At 40.6% G+C, this 22,847-nt stretch carries 22 protein-coding genes; 8 read left to right on the top strand and 14 right to left on the bottom strand.

All coding sequences use genetic code 11. The features are described from left to right. Window positions 1–3: 3 nt before the first annotated feature. From HHA41_RS04365 to HHA41_RS04375, 3 genes are all read right to left on the bottom strand, one after another. Window positions 4–1,311, bottom strand: coding sequence for an acyl-CoA dehydrogenase family protein (locus HHA41_RS04365; protein WP_168460683.1), 1,308 nt, complete (start codon window positions 1,309–1,311; stop codon window positions 4–6). A gap of 282 nt (window positions 1,312–1,593) precedes the next feature. Then, window positions 1,594–2,967, bottom strand: a complete 1,374-nt coding sequence (locus HHA41_RS04370; protein WP_168417379.1) for an AarF/ABC1/UbiB kinase family protein — start codon at window positions 2,965–2,967, stop codon at window positions 1,594–1,596. Between the two features lie 165 nt (window positions 2,968–3,132). Continuing rightward, window positions 3,133–3,438, bottom strand: coding sequence for a hypothetical protein (locus HHA41_RS04375; RefSeq protein WP_168460684.1), 306 nt, complete (start codon window positions 3,436–3,438; stop codon window positions 3,133–3,135). Window positions 3,439–3,665: 227 nt separating this feature from the next. Between HHA41_RS04375 and HHA41_RS04380 the strand changes: the two genes are divergently transcribed. The 3 genes from HHA41_RS04380 (at window position 3,666) to aroC (ending at window position 6,272) form a co-directional block, all read left to right on the top strand. Then, window positions 3,666–4,046 carry a lysozyme inhibitor LprI family protein gene (locus HHA41_RS04380; protein WP_168417377.1) on the top strand — a complete coding sequence of 127 codons (381 nt, stop codon included), beginning with the start codon at window positions 3,666–3,668 and terminating at the stop codon, window positions 4,044–4,046. 107 nt (window positions 4,047–4,153) lie between these two features. Next, complete coding sequence (gene prmB / locus HHA41_RS04385; protein ID WP_168417376.1) at window positions 4,154–5,164, top strand: 50S ribosomal protein L3 N(5)-glutamine methyltransferase; 1,011 nt, start codon at window positions 4,154–4,156, stop codon at window positions 5,162–5,164. A 13-nt stretch (window positions 5,165–5,177) separates the two neighbouring features. Beyond that, entirely contained in the window at window positions 5,178–6,272 is a 1,095-nt protein-coding gene (aroC, locus tag HHA41_RS04390) for a chorismate synthase (RefSeq protein ID WP_168460685.1), read from the top strand. A 138-nt stretch (window positions 6,273–6,410) separates the two neighbouring features. On the opposite strand, the gene HHA41_RS04395 is transcribed toward aroC, so the two are convergent. The 8 genes from HHA41_RS04395 to HHA41_RS04430 all read right to left on the bottom strand — a co-directional run bounded on the left by HHA41_RS04395 (window position 6,411) and on the right by HHA41_RS04430 (window position 12,395). Then, window positions 6,411–6,713 (bottom strand): cyd operon YbgE family protein, encoded by a 303-nt coding sequence (locus HHA41_RS04395; RefSeq protein ID WP_019837288.1) that lies wholly within the window; start codon window positions 6,711–6,713, stop codon window positions 6,411–6,413. Between the two features lie 4 nt (window positions 6,714–6,717). Then, entirely contained in the window at window positions 6,718–6,819 is a 102-nt protein-coding gene (gene cydX / locus HHA41_RS04400) for a cytochrome bd-I oxidase subunit CydX (RefSeq protein ID WP_004860610.1), read from the bottom strand. Between the two features lie 24 nt (window positions 6,820–6,843). Beyond that, the gene (cydB, locus tag HHA41_RS04405) at window positions 6,844–7,989 is read right to left on the bottom strand and encodes a cytochrome d ubiquinol oxidase subunit II (protein ID WP_168460686.1); all 1,146 of its coding nucleotides are present in this window, start codon (window positions 7,987–7,989) and stop codon (window positions 6,844–6,846) included. 2 nt (window positions 7,990–7,991) lie between these two features. Then, entirely contained in the window at window positions 7,992–9,572 is a 1,581-nt protein-coding gene (locus HHA41_RS04410; protein WP_168460687.1) for a cytochrome ubiquinol oxidase subunit I, read from the bottom strand. Then, complete coding sequence (gene cydP / locus HHA41_RS04415) at window positions 9,572–9,763, bottom strand: cytochrome oxidase putative small subunit CydP (RefSeq protein ID WP_019837291.1); 192 nt, start codon at window positions 9,761–9,763, stop codon at window positions 9,572–9,574. The genes HHA41_RS04410 and cydP overlap by 1 nt, the downstream gene beginning before the upstream one ends. Before the next feature lie 558 nt (window positions 9,764–10,321). Continuing rightward, window positions 10,322–10,930, bottom strand: coding sequence for an OB-fold-containig protein (locus HHA41_RS04420; protein ID WP_168460688.1), 609 nt, complete (start codon window positions 10,928–10,930; stop codon window positions 10,322–10,324). Window positions 10,931–11,067: 137 nt separating this feature from the next. Beyond that, on the bottom strand, window positions 11,068–11,376 hold the full coding sequence (locus HHA41_RS04425; protein ID WP_171525236.1) for a Rieske 2Fe-2S domain-containing protein: 309 nt from the start codon (window positions 11,374–11,376) through the stop codon (window positions 11,068–11,070). A gap of 11 nt (window positions 11,377–11,387) precedes the next feature. Next, on the bottom strand, window positions 11,388–12,395 hold the full coding sequence (locus tag HHA41_RS04430) for an adenosine kinase (protein ID WP_168460691.1): 1,008 nt from the start codon (window positions 12,393–12,395) through the stop codon (window positions 11,388–11,390). A 139-nt stretch (window positions 12,396–12,534) separates the two neighbouring features. Between HHA41_RS04430 and HHA41_RS04435 the strand changes: the two genes are divergently transcribed. The 3 genes from HHA41_RS04435 to HHA41_RS04445 all read left to right on the top strand — a co-directional run bounded on the left by HHA41_RS04435 (window position 12,535) and on the right by HHA41_RS04445 (window position 17,268). Beyond that, window positions 12,535–12,984 (top strand): GNAT family N-acetyltransferase, encoded by a 450-nt coding sequence (locus tag HHA41_RS04435; protein ID WP_131260878.1) that lies wholly within the window; start codon window positions 12,535–12,537, stop codon window positions 12,982–12,984. 149 nt (window positions 12,985–13,133) lie between these two features. Further along, the gene (locus HHA41_RS04440) at window positions 13,134–16,073 is read left to right on the top strand and encodes an insulinase family protein (RefSeq protein ID WP_168460692.1); all 2,940 of its coding nucleotides are present in this window, start codon (window positions 13,134–13,136) and stop codon (window positions 16,071–16,073) included. Between the two features lie 46 nt (window positions 16,074–16,119). After that, on the top strand, window positions 16,120–17,268 hold the full coding sequence (locus HHA41_RS04445) for a phospholipase A (protein WP_168460694.1): 1,149 nt from the start codon (window positions 16,120–16,122) through the stop codon (window positions 17,266–17,268). Window positions 17,269–17,359: 91 nt separating this feature from the next. On the opposite strand, the gene HHA41_RS04450 is transcribed toward HHA41_RS04445, so the two are convergent. The 3 genes from HHA41_RS04450 to ilvA all read right to left on the bottom strand — a co-directional run bounded on the left by HHA41_RS04450 (window position 17,360) and on the right by ilvA (window position 21,078). Continuing rightward, window positions 17,360–18,700: a TrkH family potassium uptake protein gene (locus HHA41_RS04450; RefSeq protein WP_168460696.1), complete on the bottom strand. Its 1,341-nt coding sequence runs from the start codon at window positions 18,698–18,700 to the stop codon at window positions 17,360–17,362. Next, entirely contained in the window at window positions 18,697–19,353 is a 657-nt protein-coding gene (locus HHA41_RS04455; protein ID WP_168460698.1) for a TrkA family potassium uptake protein, read from the bottom strand. The genes HHA41_RS04450 and HHA41_RS04455 overlap by 4 nt, the downstream gene beginning before the upstream one ends. Before the next feature lie 186 nt (window positions 19,354–19,539). Then, window positions 19,540–21,078 (bottom strand): threonine ammonia-lyase, biosynthetic, encoded by a 1,539-nt coding sequence (ilvA, locus tag HHA41_RS04460; protein WP_168417367.1) that lies wholly within the window; start codon window positions 21,076–21,078, stop codon window positions 19,540–19,542. Between the two features lie 106 nt (window positions 21,079–21,184). Between ilvA and rpiA the strand changes: the two genes are divergently transcribed. Both rpiA and HHA41_RS04470 read left to right on the top strand, forming a co-directional pair. Further along, window positions 21,185–21,856, top strand: a complete 672-nt coding sequence (rpiA, locus tag HHA41_RS04465) for a ribose-5-phosphate isomerase RpiA (protein ID WP_168460700.1) — start codon at window positions 21,185–21,187, stop codon at window positions 21,854–21,856. Between the two features lie 214 nt (window positions 21,857–22,070). Beyond that, a complete protein-coding gene (locus HHA41_RS04470; RefSeq protein WP_168460720.1) occupies window positions 22,071–22,748 on the top strand; it encodes a SprT family zinc-dependent metalloprotease in 678 nt (225 codons plus the stop codon). Window positions 22,749–22,847 lie beyond the last annotated feature (99 nt).

Below are 22,847 nucleotides of genomic sequence, written 5' to 3' on the forward strand. Positions count from 1 at the left end.
GCATTAAGCATGTAAACCAGAATGCATAATTGCCGTTGCACGTAAATCACGATACCAGCGTTCTACAGGGTGTTCTTTGGTAAAGCCATGACCACCTAAAATTTGTACGCCATTGGTGGCAATTTGCATGGATTTTTCTGCACATAGCAGTCGGGCTAAATACGCTGCACGATGAAAATTTTGTCCTGATTCTGCAAGACTTGCGGCATTCAGCAACAACATGCGCATAGCTTCAATTTCAATGGCCATGTCGGCAATCATAAATGCCACACTTTGACGATGTGAAATTGGCTCGCCAAATGCAGTGCGTTCATTGGCATAGCCAATGCAATAACTTTTAACTGCTTCACAGCAACCTAAGGCCATGGCGCACCACATGAGATTGCCTAAATCTAAAAAGGCGCTATAGTCAAAATCATCTGTACCTAAGCGTTCTGCAGGGGTTTGATTAAAACTCAAAGTGACTGTTTCAGAGGCTTTTAGCCCCATAGCAGGTGATTCTTTCAGTTTTATGCTTGCATCACGCTGAACGATAAAGACTTCGGGCTTGTTATCAAGCTCGGCACTAACTAAAAATAAATCGGCAGTTTTGGCTAAAATCACCAGCGTTTTTTCACCTGTGATTAGGTACTGTCCATTTTGTAAGGTTGCTTTGGTTTTTAATTGATACGGATTAAAAGCAGCAGTATTTTCCTGCACTGCAAATGTAGCTTGTATTGTCAGCCCGCTAGACTCTGCTTCAGCAAAGGCTGTTAAATAAAGATTTTGAACCGCTTCTGAACCCCAACGGGTGATGGCATTGATTACACTAAAAGTCGAAAGCAGTCCTGCAGTTAAACTAAAATCGCCTCGCGCCAATTGTTCTGCAATTAAAAGATGACTGACAATATTTTGCTCAGTTGCCACTCCGCCTAAGGCTTCGGGTAGGGCGTAGCTATTTAAGCCTAAATCTGTGCTGTATTGCCAAAGTTGTTGTGGGAATTGCGCATGAAGGTCTGCTTCATAAGCCAAAGGATAGATCACCTCTGTTGCAAATTGCTGCATCGCATCGACCAGCATTTGTTGTTCTTCATTCAGTGATAAATCAAATAAATCTTTCGACTGCTGCTTCAACCGTTGCTGTGGCACGCTTTGGGTACGTTTAAATGTTTTTTGAGTGCTTTCCAGTGTTTTAAATCCTGCTTTTGCAGAATGATAAAGTGACTTTTCGACCCATTTGCGCAATTTGAGTTGATCCAGTCGGTCACTCGATGCCATTTTTGTGAGTAGTGCTAAGCCGAATCCTTGGGCTTTATTGATCATTTGACTCATGATTATGCTGTCCTGCATAGAAAGTGCTTTTTTATGCTGACATGCAGCGTATAAAAAAACTATGTCATTGCTGACATGCAGAATTGTCAAAGATAAACGGTAAAAACTAAACAGCAAGTGGCATTAATTAAATGATATTGCACAATTATTTTTCTTTTTGAAAAATATTAATTTCAAAAAAATTGACCTAAATGACAATTAAGCGAAATGCCAGTCTGCCGTTTAGGTCATTTAATCCAGTTAGATGATTCAAGTTGTGATGAATGCAGAAAATTTTTTCACTTAAATAAACTTTTGAATCATCTTGCGTACATTGGTTTTTGCATCAATCACAGTCATAAATGTATAGGCACCAATGAATTTACGGCTAATAAACATAAATTCTTTAGGCGGTACACTAAAGTAACGTGAAGCCATAGACTTAGATGCCTGTTGCATGACTCGGCTATGTAACTGACTTTTTTTCCAGTCATAGCGAGAGTGTTCATCCATTACGCCAGCAGGTAAGTCACGGTTATTGTCTAGGTGACTAAAGGCTTCTGTGGCCAGTAAAAATACTTTGGCCATATCGGGTTTAATACTTTCAGGAATACTGTCAAAAAACTCGTAACCTGTCATAGCATTCACCATCATTTGTGGGTCATGGTAATAACCTGCTTTAATCAGATTACGTGCCACAGTCAGCAAGTGCTGGTCAAATTGACGGATAGCACCGAAGTCCAATAGTACAATTTTATCGTGAATATCTTCACCATTACCCAAACGCACCAAGTAGTTGCCAAAGTTCGGGTCGGTTTGCATTTCGCCCCATTCAAACACTTCACGCACCGCAATTTCTAAAGAAGCTTCGCCCAATAGATTACGGCGTTCTTGTGGCAGGGAAAGCATCACAGGGCTGTTAATTGGCACACCACGTTCAAAAGTCATGCACAGCACTTGATCACTGCAATACTCATCTACAATTTGCGGCACGATATAACGTGGATCATCTTTTAAACGTGCTGCAAAGCGACGAGTGGTGTCTGCTTCAATTTGATAATTCACCTCACGGTGCATCATCTCACGCACTTCATCAAACCACTGATCAAATTCGCGGGTTTGAGGAACCATGCGGGTTAATTTGAGCATGTTTTTGAATAGACTCATGTCTGAGTCTATTGCATCTGCAACGCCTGGGTATTGAATTTTTAGCACCAATTCTAAACCATCAGACTTGCGTGTAGCACGGTGTACTTGCGCTAAAGAGGCTGTGCCTAAGGGTTCGTGATCAATAGTCAGATCATCTAGTTTTGCACCCAATTGTGCTTGTAATTGCTGTTTAATTGCAGGCCATGCCAAAGCAACAGTTTGGTTATTCAGTGTGTTGAGTGCTTGTGTGATTTCTTCAGGTAAAAAGTGTTCGCCATACAGCGCCATCATTTGGCCAATCTTCACGATTGAACCTTTTAATTTTCCAATTTCCGCCACCAAATAGTCGGCTTGCTCTTTCATGGCTTTTTTGCGTTTACGTTCTTTTTCTTCTTCGCTAGAAAACATGGAAGTGGCATTGGAAGCTGCCCAGCGTGTTCCCGCCAGTAAGGATGCTTTTGCGATGGATAAGCGTCGATCCATAGAGGAAGTCTTGAGTTGTTTAAGCTTATCGTTCTGATCTGACATTAAAATCAATCCTTAAATCAGCAATTCGCAGGAAAATTAGATTGTAACGGATATTACCGTGTCTTAACGTATTAAAAAAGTTCAACTTGCTGAACGTCGAGTTTCCTATCAAAAAAAAACCTATAAAACGCATGGAAAATAGAATAAAGCATCGAAATGAATTTTTTACATGCGATATTGTACTTTGGTTTCAGCTTTTTTCATTAACAGGGTTTTATTGTCCTGAATGAATTTGAGAATCATGGTTTTGACCGATTCATGTAAAAAACCGTGTGCATAACCTTTTACAATAATCACGCTAGGCAGGCAAAAAAACAGATATTTGGCATCATCCATAGACGCATTTTCAAAAATGCCGTTTTCAATCAGGATTTGCTGAAAAAATTGTTTTTCAATCAATACCGCATCTGAATGGTTGTCATTCCAGTAGCTTTGGCGCATGGCCATTAAATTATTGTGTTTGTAGCTCATAAGGCTGAACGATTCATCTATAAAATGAGTAATTCAATTATTGGGATGACGTCACATTTTTCAATGATTTTTCTGTATATATCATTGACTGGGCAATAAAAGCTGGGCGTTGACTATAGGATTTTGAGCCTGAATCTTGTAGCATCAATACAGCAATTTACGTTTCGCAAAATTATAAAATATTGAAGAATCACCGCGCATGCATCAAAAGGCGCTCAGGGGAAAACATGAAAGTTTGGGCAGTTACATTAATGGGGATGCTGGCTTTAGGTACAAGCCAAGTCTGGGCCAATGGTTTTTCACAGGCCTATATACAATGTATGAATAATACTTATGGGAGCATTGATAAATCACAAAAATGTATTCACAAAGAGCAGAAAGCTCAAGTTAAACGATTGAAAAAACATTATAAAGCCTACGTGAAGCGTAGCGCAGGCAATGCTCAAAATATTCAACAACAGCATCAACTTTGGGAAAATCGTGTGAAACAGCGTTGCCATTTATCGGGCAAAACCAATTTTGCAGAAATGCAACGTCGCCAATGTGTATTGGCACAGACAGTAGAACGTGCGGATTATTATCAAGGTCAATTTGTAGGCATTAAATAGCCAAGTTGCAGCTTAAAATAATTGTCTGAAATGCGCTTAAACATTATAAAACCGAGTAAAACAGGGTATTATAAAGCGTTTTAAAATTAGACCTTGGAGCGCCTTAAGTGGATCGACCGACAATTAGCCCTGAACATTTGCAGGAAGCTGCTGAAAACCTAAGCACTATTCGTGATTTTATCCGTTTTGGGGTTACAGCATTACGTCAATACGATGCACATTTAGGTCAAGGTACAGAAGATTATTTTGCAGAAAGCTCTGCATTGGTATTGCAAACCATGTCTTTAGACTGGAATGCAGACCCAGAAATTTTAGATGCCAAACTTTTACCAAGCGAAGTGGCTGAGTTTTTAAGTCTGCTTGAACGCCGTATTAACGAAAAAGTACCTACTTCATATTTGTTGAATTTGGCTTATTTCTTTAATAAACCATTTTATGTAGATGAGCGTGTTTTGATTCCACGTTCACCTATTGCAGAACTAATTGAAAATCGTTTTGCGCCATATTGTCTAGATGAAAATGGTCAAATGCGTGAAGCAGATAATAATTTACCTGCTAATTCTGCACCAAAAACACCACAACGTATTTTAGATATGTGTACGGGTTCAGGGTGTATTGCGATTGCATTGGCTTATGCATTTCCAGACTCAGAAGTGGATGCAACCGATATTTCTAAAGAAGCCTTGGAAGTTGCTCAAATCAATACTGAGCATCACAACAAGCAGTATCAGATTGCTTTATTGGAATCGGACTTATTTGCCAAAATTCCAGCAGAAAATCAGTACGATTTAATCGTATCTAACCCACCGTATGTTGATGCCGAAGATATGGCAGATTTACCTGAAGAATTTCACCATGAACCTGAGTTGGCATTGGCAGCAGGGCAAGATGGCTTAGATTTAGTGCGCAAAATGCTGGCGCAGGCTGCAGATTACCTCACTGAAGATGGTCTGATTGTGATTGAGGTGGGTAATTCTGAATGGGCAATGAAGCAAAACTTCAATACGGTCGATTTACATTGGCTTAAATTCCAAAAAGGTGGATCAGGCATTTTTGCACTGACTGCAGCACAATGTCGTCAGTACCGCGATTTATTTATTCAATCTGTTCAAGCATAAGGAGTCGTTGGACATGGCAGGCAATAGTATTGGGCAACTCTTCCGTGTAACGACTTGTGGCGAATCTCATGGCGTAGGGCTTATGGCCATTGTAGATGGCGTGCCACCAGGCATTGAACTGTCTGCTGAAGATTTGCAAAAAGATTTAGACCGCCGTAAACCTGGTACATCTAAATTTGCGACACAACGTAAAGAACCCGATGAAGTAGAAATTATTTCAGGCGTGTTTGAAGGTAAAACTACGGGAACGTCGATTGGTTTATTAATTCGTAATACTGACCAGAAATCTAAAGATTATGGCAACATTGCGCAAACGTTCCGCCCTGGACATGCAGACTATACCTATACCCAAAAGTACGGTTTCCGTGATTATCGCGGTGGTGGTCGCTCTAGTGCGCGTGAAACAGCTATGCGCGTTGCTGCGGGAGCAATTGCTAAAAAATACCTGTTTGAAAAATTTGGTATTGTGATTCGTGGTCATGTAACGCAAATTGGTACAGAAAAAGCTGAAAAACTGGATTGGAATGAAGTACCCAATAATCCATTCTTCTGTGGTGATGTAGATGCTGTGCCACGTTTTGAAGCTTTAGTAACATCTTTGCGTGAGCAAGGCACAAGCTGCGGTGCGAAGCTTGAAATTGTGGCAGAAAAAGTACCTGTGGGTTGGGGTGAACCTGTTTTTGACCGTTTAGATGCCGATATTGCACATGCCATGATGTCAATCAACGCTGTGAAAGGTGTAGAAATTGGTGATGGTTTTGCCGTGGCAGAACAGTTTGGACATGAAACTCGTGATGAGCTCACAACGGATGGTTTTTTGGCAAACCATGCAGGTGGTATTTTGGGTGGGATTTCAAGCGGGCAGGATATCCGTGTTGCAATAGCCTTAAAACCAACGGCGAGTATTACCACACCAGGTAAAACCATTAACCTAAACCGTGAAGACACAGACGTATTGACTAAAGGTCGCCATGACCCTTGCGTGGGCGTGCGCGCAACACCAATTGCAGAAGCAATGCTTGCGATTGTGTTAATGGATCATTTTATGCGTCATCGTGCACAAAATGCTGATGTGGTTGCACCGTTTGCACCTATTGAACCAAAATAACGGTCTGATCTAAGATTTTATTTTGAGTTTAAAAAAAGCTAAACCAAATGGTTTAGCTTTTTTTATGCTGAAACATAGCAGACATTCAATAAATAAAAAGAGCGCATTTTACGCTCTTTTTAAAGGATGTTCACTTAATTAACTAAAGAACCAAGTGTAATAACCCCAAATCATCAATGGCCATGCCACAAACGGGCTAAAGAGCCATTTCCAAAACCAGAAGCGTGGAATGAAACCAACGCCATGAACAAAGCCACCAGAAATACCAATCATAATAAACATCATGGCGCGGTGGCTGTATTCACCGTTGGCATCCAGCATTGCTGCTGGATGTAGAAGTAGTACAGCTGCGAGCGGGAATGCCAATAAACATGAAATAACCATCGCAATTTTGTTAGGTTTTTGAACTGTTGTTTCAGCGTTCACTGCAGTGTCTGTCATCTATTTATTCCTCGTCAAGGTCTTGATGAGATTCAATATACAGGGCACTCAAGACACCTGCAAAGCATGCCATCAGAATACCGAGAATCCATGCAAAGTACCACATAATTTATTCTCCTTAGACACAGCCTTAGTAAAGGCTGTGTGAATTATCTTTAATGTGCTTGTTGGTGATAACGCCCCACATTTTGTAGTAACACCAAGTGGTGTACAACAAAATAATTGGTACGAAGATACATGCTGCTACAGTCATAACAGTTAGCGTATTTTGACTAGATACCGCATCCCACATAGTCAAGCTTGCAACAGGGTTGAGGCTTGAAGGCATTAAGAATGGGAACAATGCAAAACCAGCAGTTAAAATTGCACCGATTACCGCTAAAGATGAACCAGTAAAACTCAAACCTGCCTTGCCTTTACCAGCTGCAAGAATAATCAAGATACCGCCCAAGATGCCCATTACTGGCGCAATCATGGTGATTGGGTAAGTTGAGTAGTTATTCATCCAACCAGGGTTACCATTGGTAAGCACTTCTTTAGCCAATGGATTCGCAACGCCATTTGTGTCGTATGGAGTAACAAGGGTATAACCTTCGATACCACCGAAGTATAACCATGCACCTGCACCTAAGAAACACACAAGGAACACAATGCCCATGATTTGTGTTGCTTTAGCAGAGCGTGCACGTAAGTCACCATCTGTACGAAGCATTAACCAAGCACCACCATGCGCACAAAGCATAGACAAGCTCACTAAACCACATACCAGAGCGAATGGGTTTAATAACGCAAAGAAGCTACCTGTATATGTTGAACGTACAGTTTCATCTAGGGTAAATGGCACACCGAGGAACATGTTACCAAAAGCTACACCGAATACTAATGCAGGAACTGCACCACCTACAGCTAGAGCCCAGTCCCAAGATGTACGCCACTTGGTGTTTTCAAGTTTTGAACGGTAGTCAAAACCGACTGGACGCAAGAACAGGGCAAATAGGACTAAGAGTAGTGCCCAGTACATGCCTGAGAATGCAGTTGCATATACCATAGGCCATGCTGCAAATAACGCACCACCAGCAGTAATGAACCAAACTTGGTTACCATCCCAGTGCGGTGCAATCGTGTTGATTGCAGCGCGGCGTTCTTCGTCATTTTTACCTACAAATGGCATGATTGCCATTGAGCCCATGTCGAAGCCATCGGTAAGGGCAAAGCCAATTAGTAGTACACCAACTAGCACCCACCAAATGATTTTGAGTAATTCATATTCGATCATGCTTAAGCCTCCTCATTGGCTTTTTTCGCAGCTTCAAGTTTCTCGAAGTGGTATTTACCAGTATGAAGCGAGCTTGGGCCTAGACGTGAGAATTTGATCATCAAGTACATTTCAATAATCAGCAATACGGTGTAGAACGCAGCCAATGCAATGATTGAGCCCCATACGTCACCTGTGCTGAGTGAAGATGCAGAAAGGTGTGTAGGAAGTACTTCACCAATTGTCCATGGTTGACGGCCAACTTCTGCAACATACCAACCTGTTTGCGCAGCAATCCAAGGTAATGGTAAAGCAAGTAAAGCAAATTTTAATAACCATGGTTTGCTTTCAGCATTGCGTTTCGCAACAGCAAAAGTTGCAAGAGCGAATAACAATAGCATTAAGAAACCAGAAGCAACCATTGCACGGAATGCCCAGAACAAGCTTGGTACGTGTGGAATAGTGTCCGCAGCAGCCATTTTAATTTGTTCGTCTGTTGCATCTACAACGTTTGGTGTATATTTTTTCAACAATAAACCGTAACCCAAGTCTTTTTGAGTTTGGTCAAATGCAGCCTTCAGTTCAGGAGATTGATCGCCCGCACGTAATTGCTCAAGTTGTTGATAAGCAACCATACCGTTACGGATACGCAACTCATGGTTTGCGATCAGGTCTTTAATACCAGTCACTTCTTCAGTCACAGAACGCGTTGCAATAATACCCATAACATAAGGAATTTTGACTGCGTAATCTGTGGTTTGCGTTTCTTCATTTGGAATACCAAATAAAGTGAACGCTGCTGGCGCAGGGTGAGTATCCCATTCTGCTTCGATTGCAGCGAGTTTGGTTTTTTGAACATCACCTAATTCGTAACCTGATTCATCACCAAGAAGAATTACAGAAAGAGTAGATGCTAAACCGAAAATTGCTGCGATAGCGAATGAACGACGCGCAAATGGTAAGTCTTGTTTTTTCAATAAGTAATAGCTTGAAATAGCCAAGACGAAAATTGCACCCGTTACATAACCTGCTGAAACAGTGTGTACAAATTTAACCTGTGCAACAGGGTTGAAAATCAATGCCCCGAAGTCTACAAGTTCCATACGCATGGTTTCGTAGTTAAAGGTTGAACCGACAGGGTTTTGCATCCAGCCGTTTGCAACCAGAATCCAGAGTGCAGACATGTTAGAGCCAAGCGCAACTAACCAGGTGACACATAAGTGCTGTACTTTGGAGAGGCGATCCCATCCGAAGAAGAACAAACCAATAAAGGTTGATTCTAAGAAGAAGGCCATTAAACCTTCAATTGCGAGTGGTGCACCAAAGATATCACCCACGTAGTGTGAGTAATATGCCCAGTTCGTACCGAACTGGAATTCCATGGTTAAACCAGTCGTAACCCCTAAAGCGAAGTTAATACCGAAGAGTTTTCCCCAGAATTTAGTCATATCTTTATAAATTTCTTTACCAGAAATCACATACGTGGTTTCCATAATGGCAAGAATAAAAGCTAGACCTAAAGTCAGTGGAACAAAAATAAAGTGATACATCGCGGTCATTGCGAATTGGAACCGCGAGAGATCGACCACGCTTTCAGAAATCATCAACGTGTCTCCTTGATTGAGGAAGGACTGCTGGCTATACGCTCAGCAACTTGTGAATCAAAATTTTGAGGGATCGTTGGGGCATCAAACCAAATGTTTTTGATAACCATTAGCAACACGACCTTAATAATTAAAATGGCCGTGAGCTCACGAACAACTTTTCTATTTAAATCTTTAGGTACTAAGCTCACTTTTTATAAGCCTGTTTTTTAAACTGTGTTTTATATTATTAAACAAAAACATACAAAAAAAAATAGCCAGCACAATTAAAATAAAAATATATTGTTAATTCTTTTGAAAACAATGGTTTATTTTTGTGTTTTGGTCGATTTTAATTGCTAACTTTGATTAATTCATACTTTACTGAAACACTTGTAATTAATAATTCAAAATCAGACTAAAATACTTATGTTTATTTCTTTATAAAACAAACCAAATTAGTATGAATAAAAATAAAACAAAATTAAGCATTTATGTAAGGCTATTTTTTGGCGGTAATTATATTGATGGTCTTGTTAAAATTTGATGAATTTTTTCTTTCAGTTTTGCGACTCAGTAGGAGAATGAATACTTGTTGATATGGCGTTCTTACATGCTTATATGCCAAGTAGATTGGACTGATTGGGTAGAAATAACATGAAATAGCGATGTTATTTTAAGTAGTACAGAATTTAAAATTGTCAGTGTTATGCATGATAAATAGTTCAAGATCACTCAGTTGTTAGAGCTGAAGCCTATAACTGTGTGGCTTATTGATGTGTAAATAAATTATTTGAATCTGAAATTTTTTTGGCAAGATAATGTGACTTTTTTTTACGAATTAAAATAATTTGTGCCTGAAATTCAAGCTCACCAAATTCAGGTTCAACCTGTACATAGTGTAGTTGTCCAAATTCATCACGAACGCGTGCTTGTGCGGAAAAACCAGGTCGGGCATTGCCACTAGAAATTGTGGCCAAGCGACCGAGTAAATCGACTTGTCTTACGCTGTATTTGGGTTTAATCACCTGATCCAGGCAGTGAATCATAAATACGGTAAAAAATATTGCAATGATCAGGGCAGGAATAATGATGTAATAAGCGGGCACAAAATTTTGTTGTTGCGAATAAATTAAAAACTGTAAGAAATAGCCTGCAACGCTAAAATTCATCAGTAAGAATACAAAAATCAATACTTTGGAGAATTTAACATCTAAAAGGGGCGATGTTGTAATACGCTGTGAAAAAGCACGTTTTAGCAATTGGCTTGGGCGATAATTGAAATAATAACCAATGGTTTCCACAGTACTGAGAATCAGCAACACCACTAAACTCAGGTGAAAAGGCATTAAGTTCAGATCGTATAGAAACTCAAGCATGCGCTAAACTCTTATCGTGATTTTTCATTGTGATTATTATCAATTTGATGGCAGATCATCTATCTATACTTTATCAAAAAGTCTTGCAATAAATGATCTGCACATTTTGGTAGATTGGCTATAGCTAAAAGGTTGCCTTAATCTACCAAATAAATTCCACCATCTGAATGTACACTAATCTCTACTTTTTCGAGTGATTGCCCTAAACAAGGCCCTGAAATACATTCGCCTGTTTCGACCACAAATAGAGCACCATGTGTAGAACACTCAATATATTCCTGATCACGGTCTAAAAACTGGTTTTCTAAAAATTCCAGTTCGACCTGTAAGTGCGGGCAGACATTTTGGTAAGCATAATACACACCATCACGTTGGGTGATAAAAATCGTCTCACCATTCGGTGTGTCGTAAGCACGTGCTTCGCGTTCTGGAATTTCTTCCATCATACAAATTTTATTCATTCTGCAGATTCCTTCTGAATGCTGTGCAAGAGTTTAGCGTAATCTGCAACTTCAAGACGAGGGCCAAATTGAGATACGACTTCACTTGAAATAAGAATGGCAAGCTTGGCAGCAGTTTGGAAATCGAAACCTGCATTTAAGGCATATAAGAATGAACCTGCAAACGCATCGCCCGCACCGTTAGCATCTACTGCATCTACTTTGCGGCCTGGTACTGTAAAAGTGGTTGTACCATCATAAATTAAGGCACCTTGTGCGCTCAATGTAATGACAATGTACTTGCTTTTTTGTTTTAACTGTTCTAACGCAGCTTCAGCTGTTTCTGTACCTGTGTACATCATCGCTTCTTGTTGGTTGCAGAAGAGCAAGTCTATGCCATCATCAACTAACTCATCTAAACCTGCACGGGCATATTGCACCATGGCAGGGTCAGATAAAGTCAGTGCAATTTTTACCTTATTGGCTTGAGCAATTTCGCGCGCTTGTTTTACTGCGGCACGTGCGGTGTCGCTAGTCGATAGATAACCTTCAATATAAAGCCATTTTGCAGTCTTGAGCTGTTCAAAATCAATTTGTGCAGCAGAAAGTTCTGCGGTAATACCCAAATAGGTGTGCATGGTGCGTTCAGAATCTTCACTGACCAAAACCATACAAGTGCCTGTAACACCCTCACTGACTGACTTAGTGGTGGTGTGAATACCTGCTTCATTAAGACCTTTGAGGTAAATGTCACCTAATTCATCATTTCCAACGCGACATGCATAGAATGCTTGTCCGCCCAAAGCACTGAATGCTACTGTTGTATTTGCTGCAGAACCGCCCGAAGCTTGGCCTTTATGTCTTTGCGTTTTAATTAAGTTGTTGTATAAATTTGCTTGTGTTTCACCATCGGTTAATTGCATAGTACCTTTTTGCAAGCTATGTTGAATGAGGAAGTCATCCGAGACTTGAAATTCTTGGTCAATTAATGCATTACCAATTGCAAAAAGGTCAACAGTTGCCATGTCTTTAAATCACAGTCAAAATTAAAAACGCTAAGTTTACACCAATGCTCAGGATTGCTGTAGTTTCATGAATAAAATTCAGTTGAATGAATGATATTGATGGAAAATAGGGGTTTAGCAGAGTTATCAGGAAGGTTAGATGAACATCGAAATTAAAGAAGCACAGGAATTACCAGCGCAAATACAGACTTTGGCAAAACATGCTGCTCAGGAAGGCTTTGATTTTGTCCATCGTTTAATTGAAGAATGGGAAAGTGGCAAAAACCGCTTTGATCAGCCTGGTGAATTCTTACTGTTTGTTTATGATGGCGAACAATTGGTTGCTTGCGGTGGCTTAAACCAGCAGTGGAATGAGCAAGATATTGAAAGTCGCATCGGGCGGGTTCGTCGTTTCTATGTTTTACCAAATTACCGTAAACATGGTGTGGGTAAGCAGTTATTGCAACATTTAGAGAAAAAAGCACGTGCCAATTTCTCTGCGCTGTGCCTGAATACAGATACTAAGTCTGCAGCACATTTCTATCAAAAACAAAATTATGTGTATGTTGAGAATCATCCAAACTATAGTTATTTTAAATACCTGATTTAGTTTTTTGCAGTAGCAAAACCCGACTTGTGCTGCACTTTGTTGATACTTTGCAAATTTCAATCAATTTAGTCGGGTTTTCAACGTGAATTATAGGGAGAACTAAAGCTATAATGGCTTTAGTTTTTTTATTTGCTTATTTAGGAGATCACATGACTGTAGATGTCACTGAAACCATTTCCCAGACTGTACATCCTGCGTTTCAGTTGGTACGTCAACACCATGTTGAAGCCTTAGACATTTTAGTGTCTGAATATAAACATAAAGTTACAGGTGCGGTGCATTATCACTTGGCGACAGATCATGATGAAAATGTATTTCTAGTTGCATTTCGCACCCAGCCAATGGATTCCAAAGGCGAGGCGCATATTTTAGAGCATACTGCGCTATGTGGTTCAGAAAAATTTCCTGTACGTGACCCGTTCTTTTTAATGATTCGTCGTTCATTAAACACCTTTATGAACGCATTTACCGCTGCAGACTGGACGGCGTATCCATTTGCGACACAAAACAAAAAAGATTTTCAAAACTTACTTTCGGTATATATGGATGCAGCTTTTGCAGCCAATTTAAATCCTTTGGATTTTGCACAAGAAGGTATTCGCATTGAGCTAGAAAATGGTGAGCCTGTTTATAAAGGCGTAGTTTTTAATGAAATGAAGGGGGCAATGAGCTCGCCATCCGATCAGTTGTATCATCAATTGGCTTATCATTTATTCCCTGAGACCACCTATCACTACAACTCAGGCGGCGACCCGAAAGACATTCCAGATTTAAGTTATCAGGAGTTAGTCGATTTTTATAAGTCGCATTATCATCCAAGTAATGCGGTATTTATGACGTTTGGTAATACGCCTGCATACGATTTACAGGAACAGTTTGAACAATTGGCCTTGGCGAAATTTGAGCAGGGGCAAACGCTGTATTCTAAGCCAGAACGTCGCCTTGCTGCGCCTGTTGCAGTTACAGAAACTTATGCTGTTGATGCAGAAGAGCTGAAGGATAAAACTTACCATGTCTTAGCGTGGTTATTGCCTGAAGCCAGTGATATTAAATTGCGTTTGGGGATGCGTTTAGTTGAAGGTGTTTTGCTTGAAAACTCTGCTGCACCATTACGCCATTATTTAGAAACTTGGGCGCATGCACAATCGACAGGCCCGTTGATGGGTGTGGATGACTCCAATTTTGAAATGACATTCTTCTGTGGTGTGCAAGGTTCAAACCCTGAACATGCAGCCGAATTTCAGGCAGGTGTATTAAAGGTTTTACAAGACGTTGCTGCAAAACCTGTAGATACTGCTTTGGTCGATGCAATTTTACATCAGATTGAATTGCATCAGCGTGAAATTAATGGCGATGGCATGCCGTACGGTTTGAGCTTGATTTTAAATGGCTTGAGCAGTGCCATTCACCACAATGACCCAATTCAAGTTTGGGATGTAGATTCTGCAATTGAACAGGTTAAAGAAGAACTCAAAGACCCAATGTGGTTGTCACAGTTAATTCAAACGCATTTAATTGATAACCCGCATCGGGTACAAATGACGTTGGTGCCTGATGCAGAAAAATCGGCCAAAGATGCTGCACTTGAAAAAGCACGTTTGGCAGAGATTGCTGCACAATTGACTGAAGAGCAGAAAGCCGAAATTGTAGCGCAAACAGAAGCTTTAAAAGTCCGTCAAGACACCCCAGATGATTTAAACTTGTTGCCAAAAGTTGGTTTGGAAGATGTGCCAGCTGCTTTGCATATTGTACAAGGCGAACTACGTGAAATTATCAGTAACCGCATTGATTATCCGTTAAATTTATATCATGCAGGTACCAATGGTATTTACTATCAACAAGTGTTGATACAAATTCCAGATGAAATTGTACAGTCGCCATACTTTAACTTGTTATCTATTTTAATGGGCGAAGTCGGAGCGGGAGAATACAATTATTTAGAATTGCAACAACTCCAAACCGCAGTTAGTGGTGGTTTGGGCATGGGCGCATCGTTACGTTCTAAAGTGGATGACAAAAATCAGATTAGCGCATGGCTTACTTTAACCACCAAGTCTTTAGTGAATAATTTAGAAGCGATTCGTCTGCTAAAACTTGCATTTGAACAATTACGCTTTGATGAAAAAGACCGCATTATTGAGCTGTTACAACAACGTAAAACCCGTTGGCAGTCACGTTTGTCGGGTTCAGGGCATAGTTATGCTATGCAAATTGCGGGACGTCAGCATAGTGCTTTAGCGCAGCGTGATTACAACAATACAGGTTTAGGTGCATTAAACTGGTTGGCAGATTTGGTCGGAAAAATTGAAAAAGATGAAGCCGAATATGCCAAATTAATTGCTGAATTGCAGTTGATTCACAATAAATTGTTGCAAGCACCAAAACAGTTCTTATTGGTATGTGAAGAGCATCAATCAGATCGTTTGGTTGAAGAAATCCAAGAAGTTTGGGATAAACTCACTGTTGCTGAAAACACAGCCACATTAACCCAAGTAGATGTCGATCAATCTACACAAGATCAGGCATGGTTGATTCAGGCCAATGTGCAATTCTGTGCTGCGGCATATCCTGCTGTAGAAGTTTCACACCCTGATGCTGCACCATTAATGGTATTGGCTGCATACTTGCGTAATGGCTTCTTGCATAGTGCAATTCGTGAGAAAGGCGGTGCTTACGGTGGTGGTGCAAGTTATGATGGCAATGCTTGCTCATTCCGTTTCTATAGTTATCGTGACCCACGTTTAGCTGAAACGTTTGCAGACTTTGAAGCGAGTATTGATTGGTTATTGGACGCAGAGCAATTGCCACATCAGCTTGAGGAAGCGATTTTAGGCTTAATTGCCAGTATGGATAAGCCGGGTTCGCCTGCGGGTGAAGCGATTACTGCATGTTATGCTTTGTTACACGCACGCACACCTGCCTTCCGTACCGTATTACGTGAGCGTTTGCTGGCGGTAACTTTAGACGACTTAAAACGTGTTGCAGAGCAGTATTTACGTCAGCAGCTGGTTTCTAAAGCTGTGGTTGCGCCTGTAGCAAAACGTGAAGCGTTAATAGCACTTGGTTTTGAAATCAAACAAGTGAACTAAAGCTTTAAATGAAATCAAAATAAAAACTAAACCATTGGGGTGACCTATGAGCGCGTTCAAAACCTTTGAACGTACAACACTAATGCTGAGTGTAAGTACACTCAGCACAGTGTTTGTGGCAAACAGCTATGCACAAGACCCAGCAACACTGATTGCACCTGCAACACCTGAAGCATGTGTGGCTCTTGAGGCGAATGCTGATCGTCTGGCTTGTTATGATGCTTTATTTAAAATTCCTGAAGCAGAAAAAACAGCGTTGATCAGCGAACGTCAAGCTGCTCAGGCACTAGCGCCTGAACCCGAAACGGTGACAGAAAAAATTGCAGTAAGCGTAAGCAATTTATTTTCTTTTGATGCACCTAAACTGGATCCAAATGTTTCTTTGCTGGATAAGCGTTGGGAACTTTCGGCAGACAGTAAGTTGGGTACATGGAATTTACGTGCTTATCAGCCTGTGTTTTTAATGCCCGGCTTTTGGACCAGTGATAAAAATGAACGTCCTCAAAGTTTAAATGAGCAAAACACAGTGCAATTGGGTGAGGAGCAGAATCTCACTTCAATGGAAAGTAAATTTCAGCTTTCTTTAAAAACCAAAGCGGTAGAGAACTTGTTAGGGAATAATGGAGATGTCTGGTTAGGATATACCCAGTCTTCTCGCTGGCAAGTTTACAATGGTGATGAGTCACGTCCGTTTCGTGAAACCAATTATGAGCCTGAAGCCAGTTTAATGTTCCGTACCAATTATCAGCTTTTTGGTTTACATGGGCGTTTGATGGGGCTGACGCTGAATCATCAGTCCAATGGTCGTTCAGACCCTTTGTCACGTAGCTGGAATCGAGTAATTTTCAATCTTGGTTTTGAAAAAGACAATTTTGCTTTGATGTTGCGTCCTTGGTATCGCATTGAAGAAGACCGCGCTGATGACAACAACCCAGATATTAAAAACTATATCGGGCGTGGTGACATGTTGGCATTTTATCGTTGGAAAGAGCATGACTTTTCTTTGATGTTACGTCATAGCCTAAAAGGTGGTGATGACTCACACGGTGCGGCACAGTTTGATTGGGTTTTCCCGATTAGTGGTAAGTTACGTGGTCATTTCCAATTGTTCGATGGTTATGGAGAAAGCTTGATTGACTATAATCACCGTGCAACCTATGTGGGTTTAGGTGTTTCATTAATGAATTGGTTTTAATGACCTAGCATTGATTTAAAAACGTTTTTAACTGAATTTAAAACGCCAATCTTGAAGATTGGCGTTTATTTTTCTATCGCATGTGTTTGTTTTATCCAACCTGAATATCTGCATTAGGGTGTTTAAGACGGCTTTTTTGTGGTGTCGCAATTAAATAGGCCAAGGTCAGAGGCCCTAGACGTCCTGCAAACATCAGCAGCATTAATACAATTAAACTGGCAGGTTGTAATTCGCCTGTGACACCACGAGATAAACCTACCGTGCAGGCAGCAGAAACCACTTCAAAAAGTAAATCCAAAAAATTTTGCTTAGGTTCAAATAGAAGTAGGCTGAAGATACCGATTGTAATCAACATTCCTGTAATGCTGACCACAGCCAATGCTTTAAAAGTCGTCCGTTCAGGTACGGCATGATTAAATACACGAACTTCATCTGAGCGTCTTAAAAAGCTGATCACACTTAAAACGACAATAATAAATGTACCCACTTTAATGCCACCTGCGGTACTGAGCGAACCGCCACCAATAAACATCAGCAACATGGTGAGTAGGGTGCTGGCATTTTGCATGCTGGTCATATCTAAACTGTTGAAGCCAGATGAACGCGGCACGGTGGCATGGAACCAAGCATTGAGGGCTTGGTCGCCAATACTCATCGCAGCAAGGGTATGCGGATTGCTGGCTTCAATGGCCCAAATCAGCAAAAATGCGACGAGGTTTAATCCTGCAATAGTAGAAAGAATGAGTTTGCTATTGGGTGAAAGTGTTTTCCAGCGTTTGGCTCGTTTAATATCCATGAGTACCACAAAGCCTACACCGCCAATAATATAGAGCATACTAATGGTAAGTGTAATCAAATACTGATCTGCAAAGCTCATTAAGCTATTGGGAAATAATGAAAAGCCGCCATTATTAAATGCAGACACACTATAAAAAGCAGCATAGAAAAAGGCATCTTGAAAAGGGTAATCCTGCATCCAAGCGATCGTTAGAATTAGTGTGCCAATGCCTTCAAAAAACAGTGAATACAGCAATACACCTTTAATGGTCATTGCTACTTTAGACAGATTGGTTTGCCCAATCGTGTCTTGCGCCATAATTTGTTGTTTGAGTCCAATTTTAGCGGACAAACTTAAAACCGCTAAAATTGCAAAGGTCATAAAACCTAAGCCACCACATTGTAAAAGCAACATAATGACCATTTGCCCAAATACGGTATAAGCATCACCAATATTGACCACAGATAGTCCTGTAATGGTTACTGCAGAAGTTGCAGTAAATAGGGCGTTAATCCATGTCATATCACCATGATGTGAAATAGGTAATTTCAGCAGAATGGTACCAATACAGATAAAGCTTAAAAAGCCTAGCGCTAAAAGGCTAGGCGGGCTTAAATTGACCGTTTTTACAGGGAGCTTAGATGATGTTTTCATTCTGATTTAAATTGTTTAGATAAGCGTTTGAGCGGTTCAAGTCGCCCTTCAACAACCAAAATGTCACCAGTTTGTAGCATTAAATTGGATTCAAGTGTATAGAAAATGGTTTCAGCACGTTTGAACAATAAAAGTTTAACTTCTGGGGCATGTGACATCAGACTCTGAATACGTGTGCCGTGCAAGTTGTCTTTAATTTTTACTTTTACAATGAAATGGTCGTCATTCAGGCTCATATAGCGACTCACCATAGGATAGCTTAGCGATTGTGCAATCCGCACGCCCATATCTTCTTCTGGGTGAATAATTTTGGTAACACCTAAATGGGTTAAAATCATGGTATGTGCTTTACTTTTGGCTTTCACGTATATTTTAGTGATGCCCATATTCTTTAAATTGAGAACACATAAAATACTGGCTTCAATATCTTCACCAATTGCGACAACCACAGCATCACAATTTTGAATGTTCAATTCTTCTAAAACGTGCTCATCAGTGGCATCAGCAATGACCGCATGGGTAATTTGATCGGCAATGTTTTCTACAAATTTTTTATTGCTGTCTATGCCAATAACATCGTGGTTTAACTTGACCAGTTGCGTAGCAACCGTGGCACCAAAGCTGCCTAAACCAATGACTGCAAATTGCGCCATAGCATTATCCTGAAAAAGTGTTTTATTGTACGTGAGCTGTGATTTATTTTGCCTGAAGCTGCGTATTTTAAATACGCTCAACAGAGATGAATATTTTAAAATAATTCCTTGTGTCACACTGTAGCATTATGACTAAAAAACCGCCTGAATCAGCGGTTTTTTTGTAGATGGGAACAAATCAGCAAATTATTTTAAGAAGCGTTGATAGCCTAAGTTATTGGTAATTTCTGCGTATGGATAAGTGATATTTTCCAACGTTTCAATTAAACCATCTGGGTTCTGTTTGGCATCCGATGCTTCTAAACCAACCAATACACGACCTTCTGCTGCACCGTGGTTACGGTAGTGGAACAAGGTAATGTTGTGTGTTGGGCCTAAGCGTTCTAAGAAGGTGAGTAACGCGCCTGGACGTTCAGGGAATTCCACACGGAATAAACGCTCATTTTCAATATCGGCATGACCGCCTACCAAATAACGAATATGCAGTTTGGCAACTTCATCATCAGATAAATCATCTACATCGTACTGAGTTTTAAGTAACTCATAAATGTCGTGGCGTTCTTTTTCACCTGATTTTAAGCTAATGCCGACAAAGACCTGTGCAGCTGTGGCATCACTGGCACGGTAGTTAAACTCAGTGATGTTGCGGCCTTGTAGTGCACGGCAGAAGTTGAGGAAAGCGCCTTTTTCTTCAGGAATGGTCACCGCAAAAATTGCTTCTTTATGTTCGCCCAGTTCAGTGCGTTCAGCAATGTAGCGCAAGCGGTCAAAGTTCATATTGGCGCCACATACAATGGACACAATATTTTTATTTTGCAGTTGATGCTGCTCGACGTATTTTTTGATACCTGCCAATGCCATTGCACCTGAAGGTTCAACAATACTACGGTTTTCATCAAAGGTATCTTTAATTGCGGCACAGATTTCATCGGTATTTACCAAAACGACATCGCGCTCAACAATTGGCCCAGATTGATCTGATTTTTGCAGTTGCAGCACTTCAAATGGTTTTTCACCAATTTGTGCGACGGCAGTACCATCGGCAAATAAACCCACTTGCGGTAAAATCACACGTTCATTGGCTTCAAATGCGGCTTTTAAACAAGCCGATTCATCATATTCTACAGGTATGACTTTGACATGTGGTGCAACATCCCCCAAATACGCCGCAACACCAGCAATTAAACCGCCCCCACCAACAGCAACGAAGACATATTCTACATCACGCCATTGACGTAAAATTTCATTGGCAATGGTGCCTTGACCTGCCATGACCAATTCATCGTCATACGGTGGAATAAAAGTCATGCCTTCGTCTTTGGCACGCTGAATTGCATATTTATTGGCAACATCAAAAGAGTCGCCATGTAACACCACTTCACCGCCTAAGCGTTTCACCGCTTGTACTTTAATATCGGGTGTGGTCTTAGGCATGACGATAATGGCACGAATACCCAATTTTTGCCCAGACAGAGCTACACCTTGTGCATGGTTGCCAGCAGAAGCGGTAATCACACCTCGTGCAAGTTGCTCTTTGGGTAATTGACTGATGCGGTTGTAGGCACCACGTAATTTAAAAGAGAATACGGGTTGTAAGTCTTCACGTTTAAAGCGGATGTTATTATTTAGTTTTTCGCTAATTCGTGGCGCTGCTTCGAGTGGGGTTTCGATTGCAACATCGTAGACTGTTGCTTGTAAAATTTGTCGAACCAAACGAGACAGCATGTTAATCTTCCATCTAACAGTTTAAAATAAGGGGTTATTGTAACAAACCCCTGCACATTTGCGCTGTAAAATCGGCAATAAATGTCAAAAATAGTTGAGTGAAGTCATGAGTCTGTATGCTACCCAAGATGAAAAGAAGCAAGCCGCTGCAAAAGCAGCTTTAAAACATTTGCCTAAAGGCGGAATTTTAGGGGTGGGAACAGGCAGTACGGTGAACTTCCTGATCGATTTATTGCCTGAATTGCAACTTGAGGCTGCAGTGGCAAGTTCAGAAGCGACGGCTGAGCGTTTAAAAAAGCTTGGTATTGAAGTTGTAGATATGAATTCTGTAGGCAGCCTAGATGCGTATGTCGATGGTGCAGATGAAATTGATCGTCACATGCACATGATCAAGGGCGGTGGTGCGGCGTTGACCCGTGAAAAAATTGTGGCATCTATTGCACGTAAGTTTATTTGTATTGTAGATGATTCTAAATGGGTAGAGCAGTTAGGGCGTGAGTTCCCATTGCCAATTGAAGTGATTCCAATGGCACGTTCTGCGGTAGCACGTAAAGTTGTGGCTTTAGGTGGTGACCCTGCTTACCGTGAAGGTGTAGTGACCGATAACGGCAACGTGATTTTAGATGTATATAACCTGAATATTTTGAATGCGTTGGAATTAGAGAAAACGCTGAATGATATTCCTGGTGTCGTGACTAACGGTATTTTTGCGATTAATAAAGCCAATATTGCGATTGTTGCAACCAATAACGGTATTGAAGAGCGTACCGCAGTTTAAGGCATATAAATTTATATAAACCGTTATGTAAATTGAGTTTTGATTTATATTTTTCTCTAATGAAAGTTTCCTTTTCTTTGTAAGGAAAGGGAACTTTTCAATATTCATTTTACGACAAACATTTTACAACCAAGACCGAATCTTTATAAATCATCAAAATCACTGAGAGTAGAGTATTTGCTTGAGTAAAGATAATTCAAATACTAATAAAAATATGATTTCCAGCTTACCTGAAATTCAAATCACACCACATGCAAGAGCAACACGTTTACGTTTACGTGTCGAACCGCATCAAATTCGTTTAACTGTGCCAAAGCATTGTACCCAGCGACAAATTCAGGATTTCTTGCAGCAATCTGAACAGTGGATGATAGATGCTTGGCATAAACAACAGGCGCAGCAAGGACTTGTTCAGCGTGAATTGCCAAATCAGTTGTCACTTTTTGATTTGGCTGAGCCTTTAAATATTCGTTATCAAATCCAAAAACACAGTTTTATTTTAGATTTAAAACTGCATTGTCTTTTTATTAGTGACCGCCAGCCCGCAGCATATTTAAAAGCTTTTGTGATTGCTTATGCCAAACAGATGTTGCCTGCATACTTGCAAACGGTGAGCAATGAAACAGATTTTCCGTTTAAACAGTGTGCGGTTCGTCAGCCCAAAACGCGTTGGGGCAGTTGTAGTGCGCAACAGCATATAATGCTAAATAGTGCTTTGGTTTTATTTCCTAAACAGATTGTGCGTTATGTGAGTGTGCATGAGTTGGCACATACACGGCATTTTGATCATAGTGCGAAGTTTTGGGCAGAGGTGCAGCGGCATGATGCGCACTATTTGCAACACCGTAAACAGCTGAAAACAACACATTTGCCTTGGTGGTGGTATGAATAAAAAAAGCCAACACGTACATTACATGGCTGTGCTGTAATGAAGAGGTGTTGGGCGTATTGTTTATAATTAAATGTATTTTTCAATATAAAATCAACAGAA

It is taken from the genome of Acinetobacter sp. A1 (genome assembly GCF_012371315.1).
Taxonomy (GTDB): domain Bacteria; phylum Pseudomonadota; class Gammaproteobacteria; order Pseudomonadales; family Moraxellaceae; genus Acinetobacter.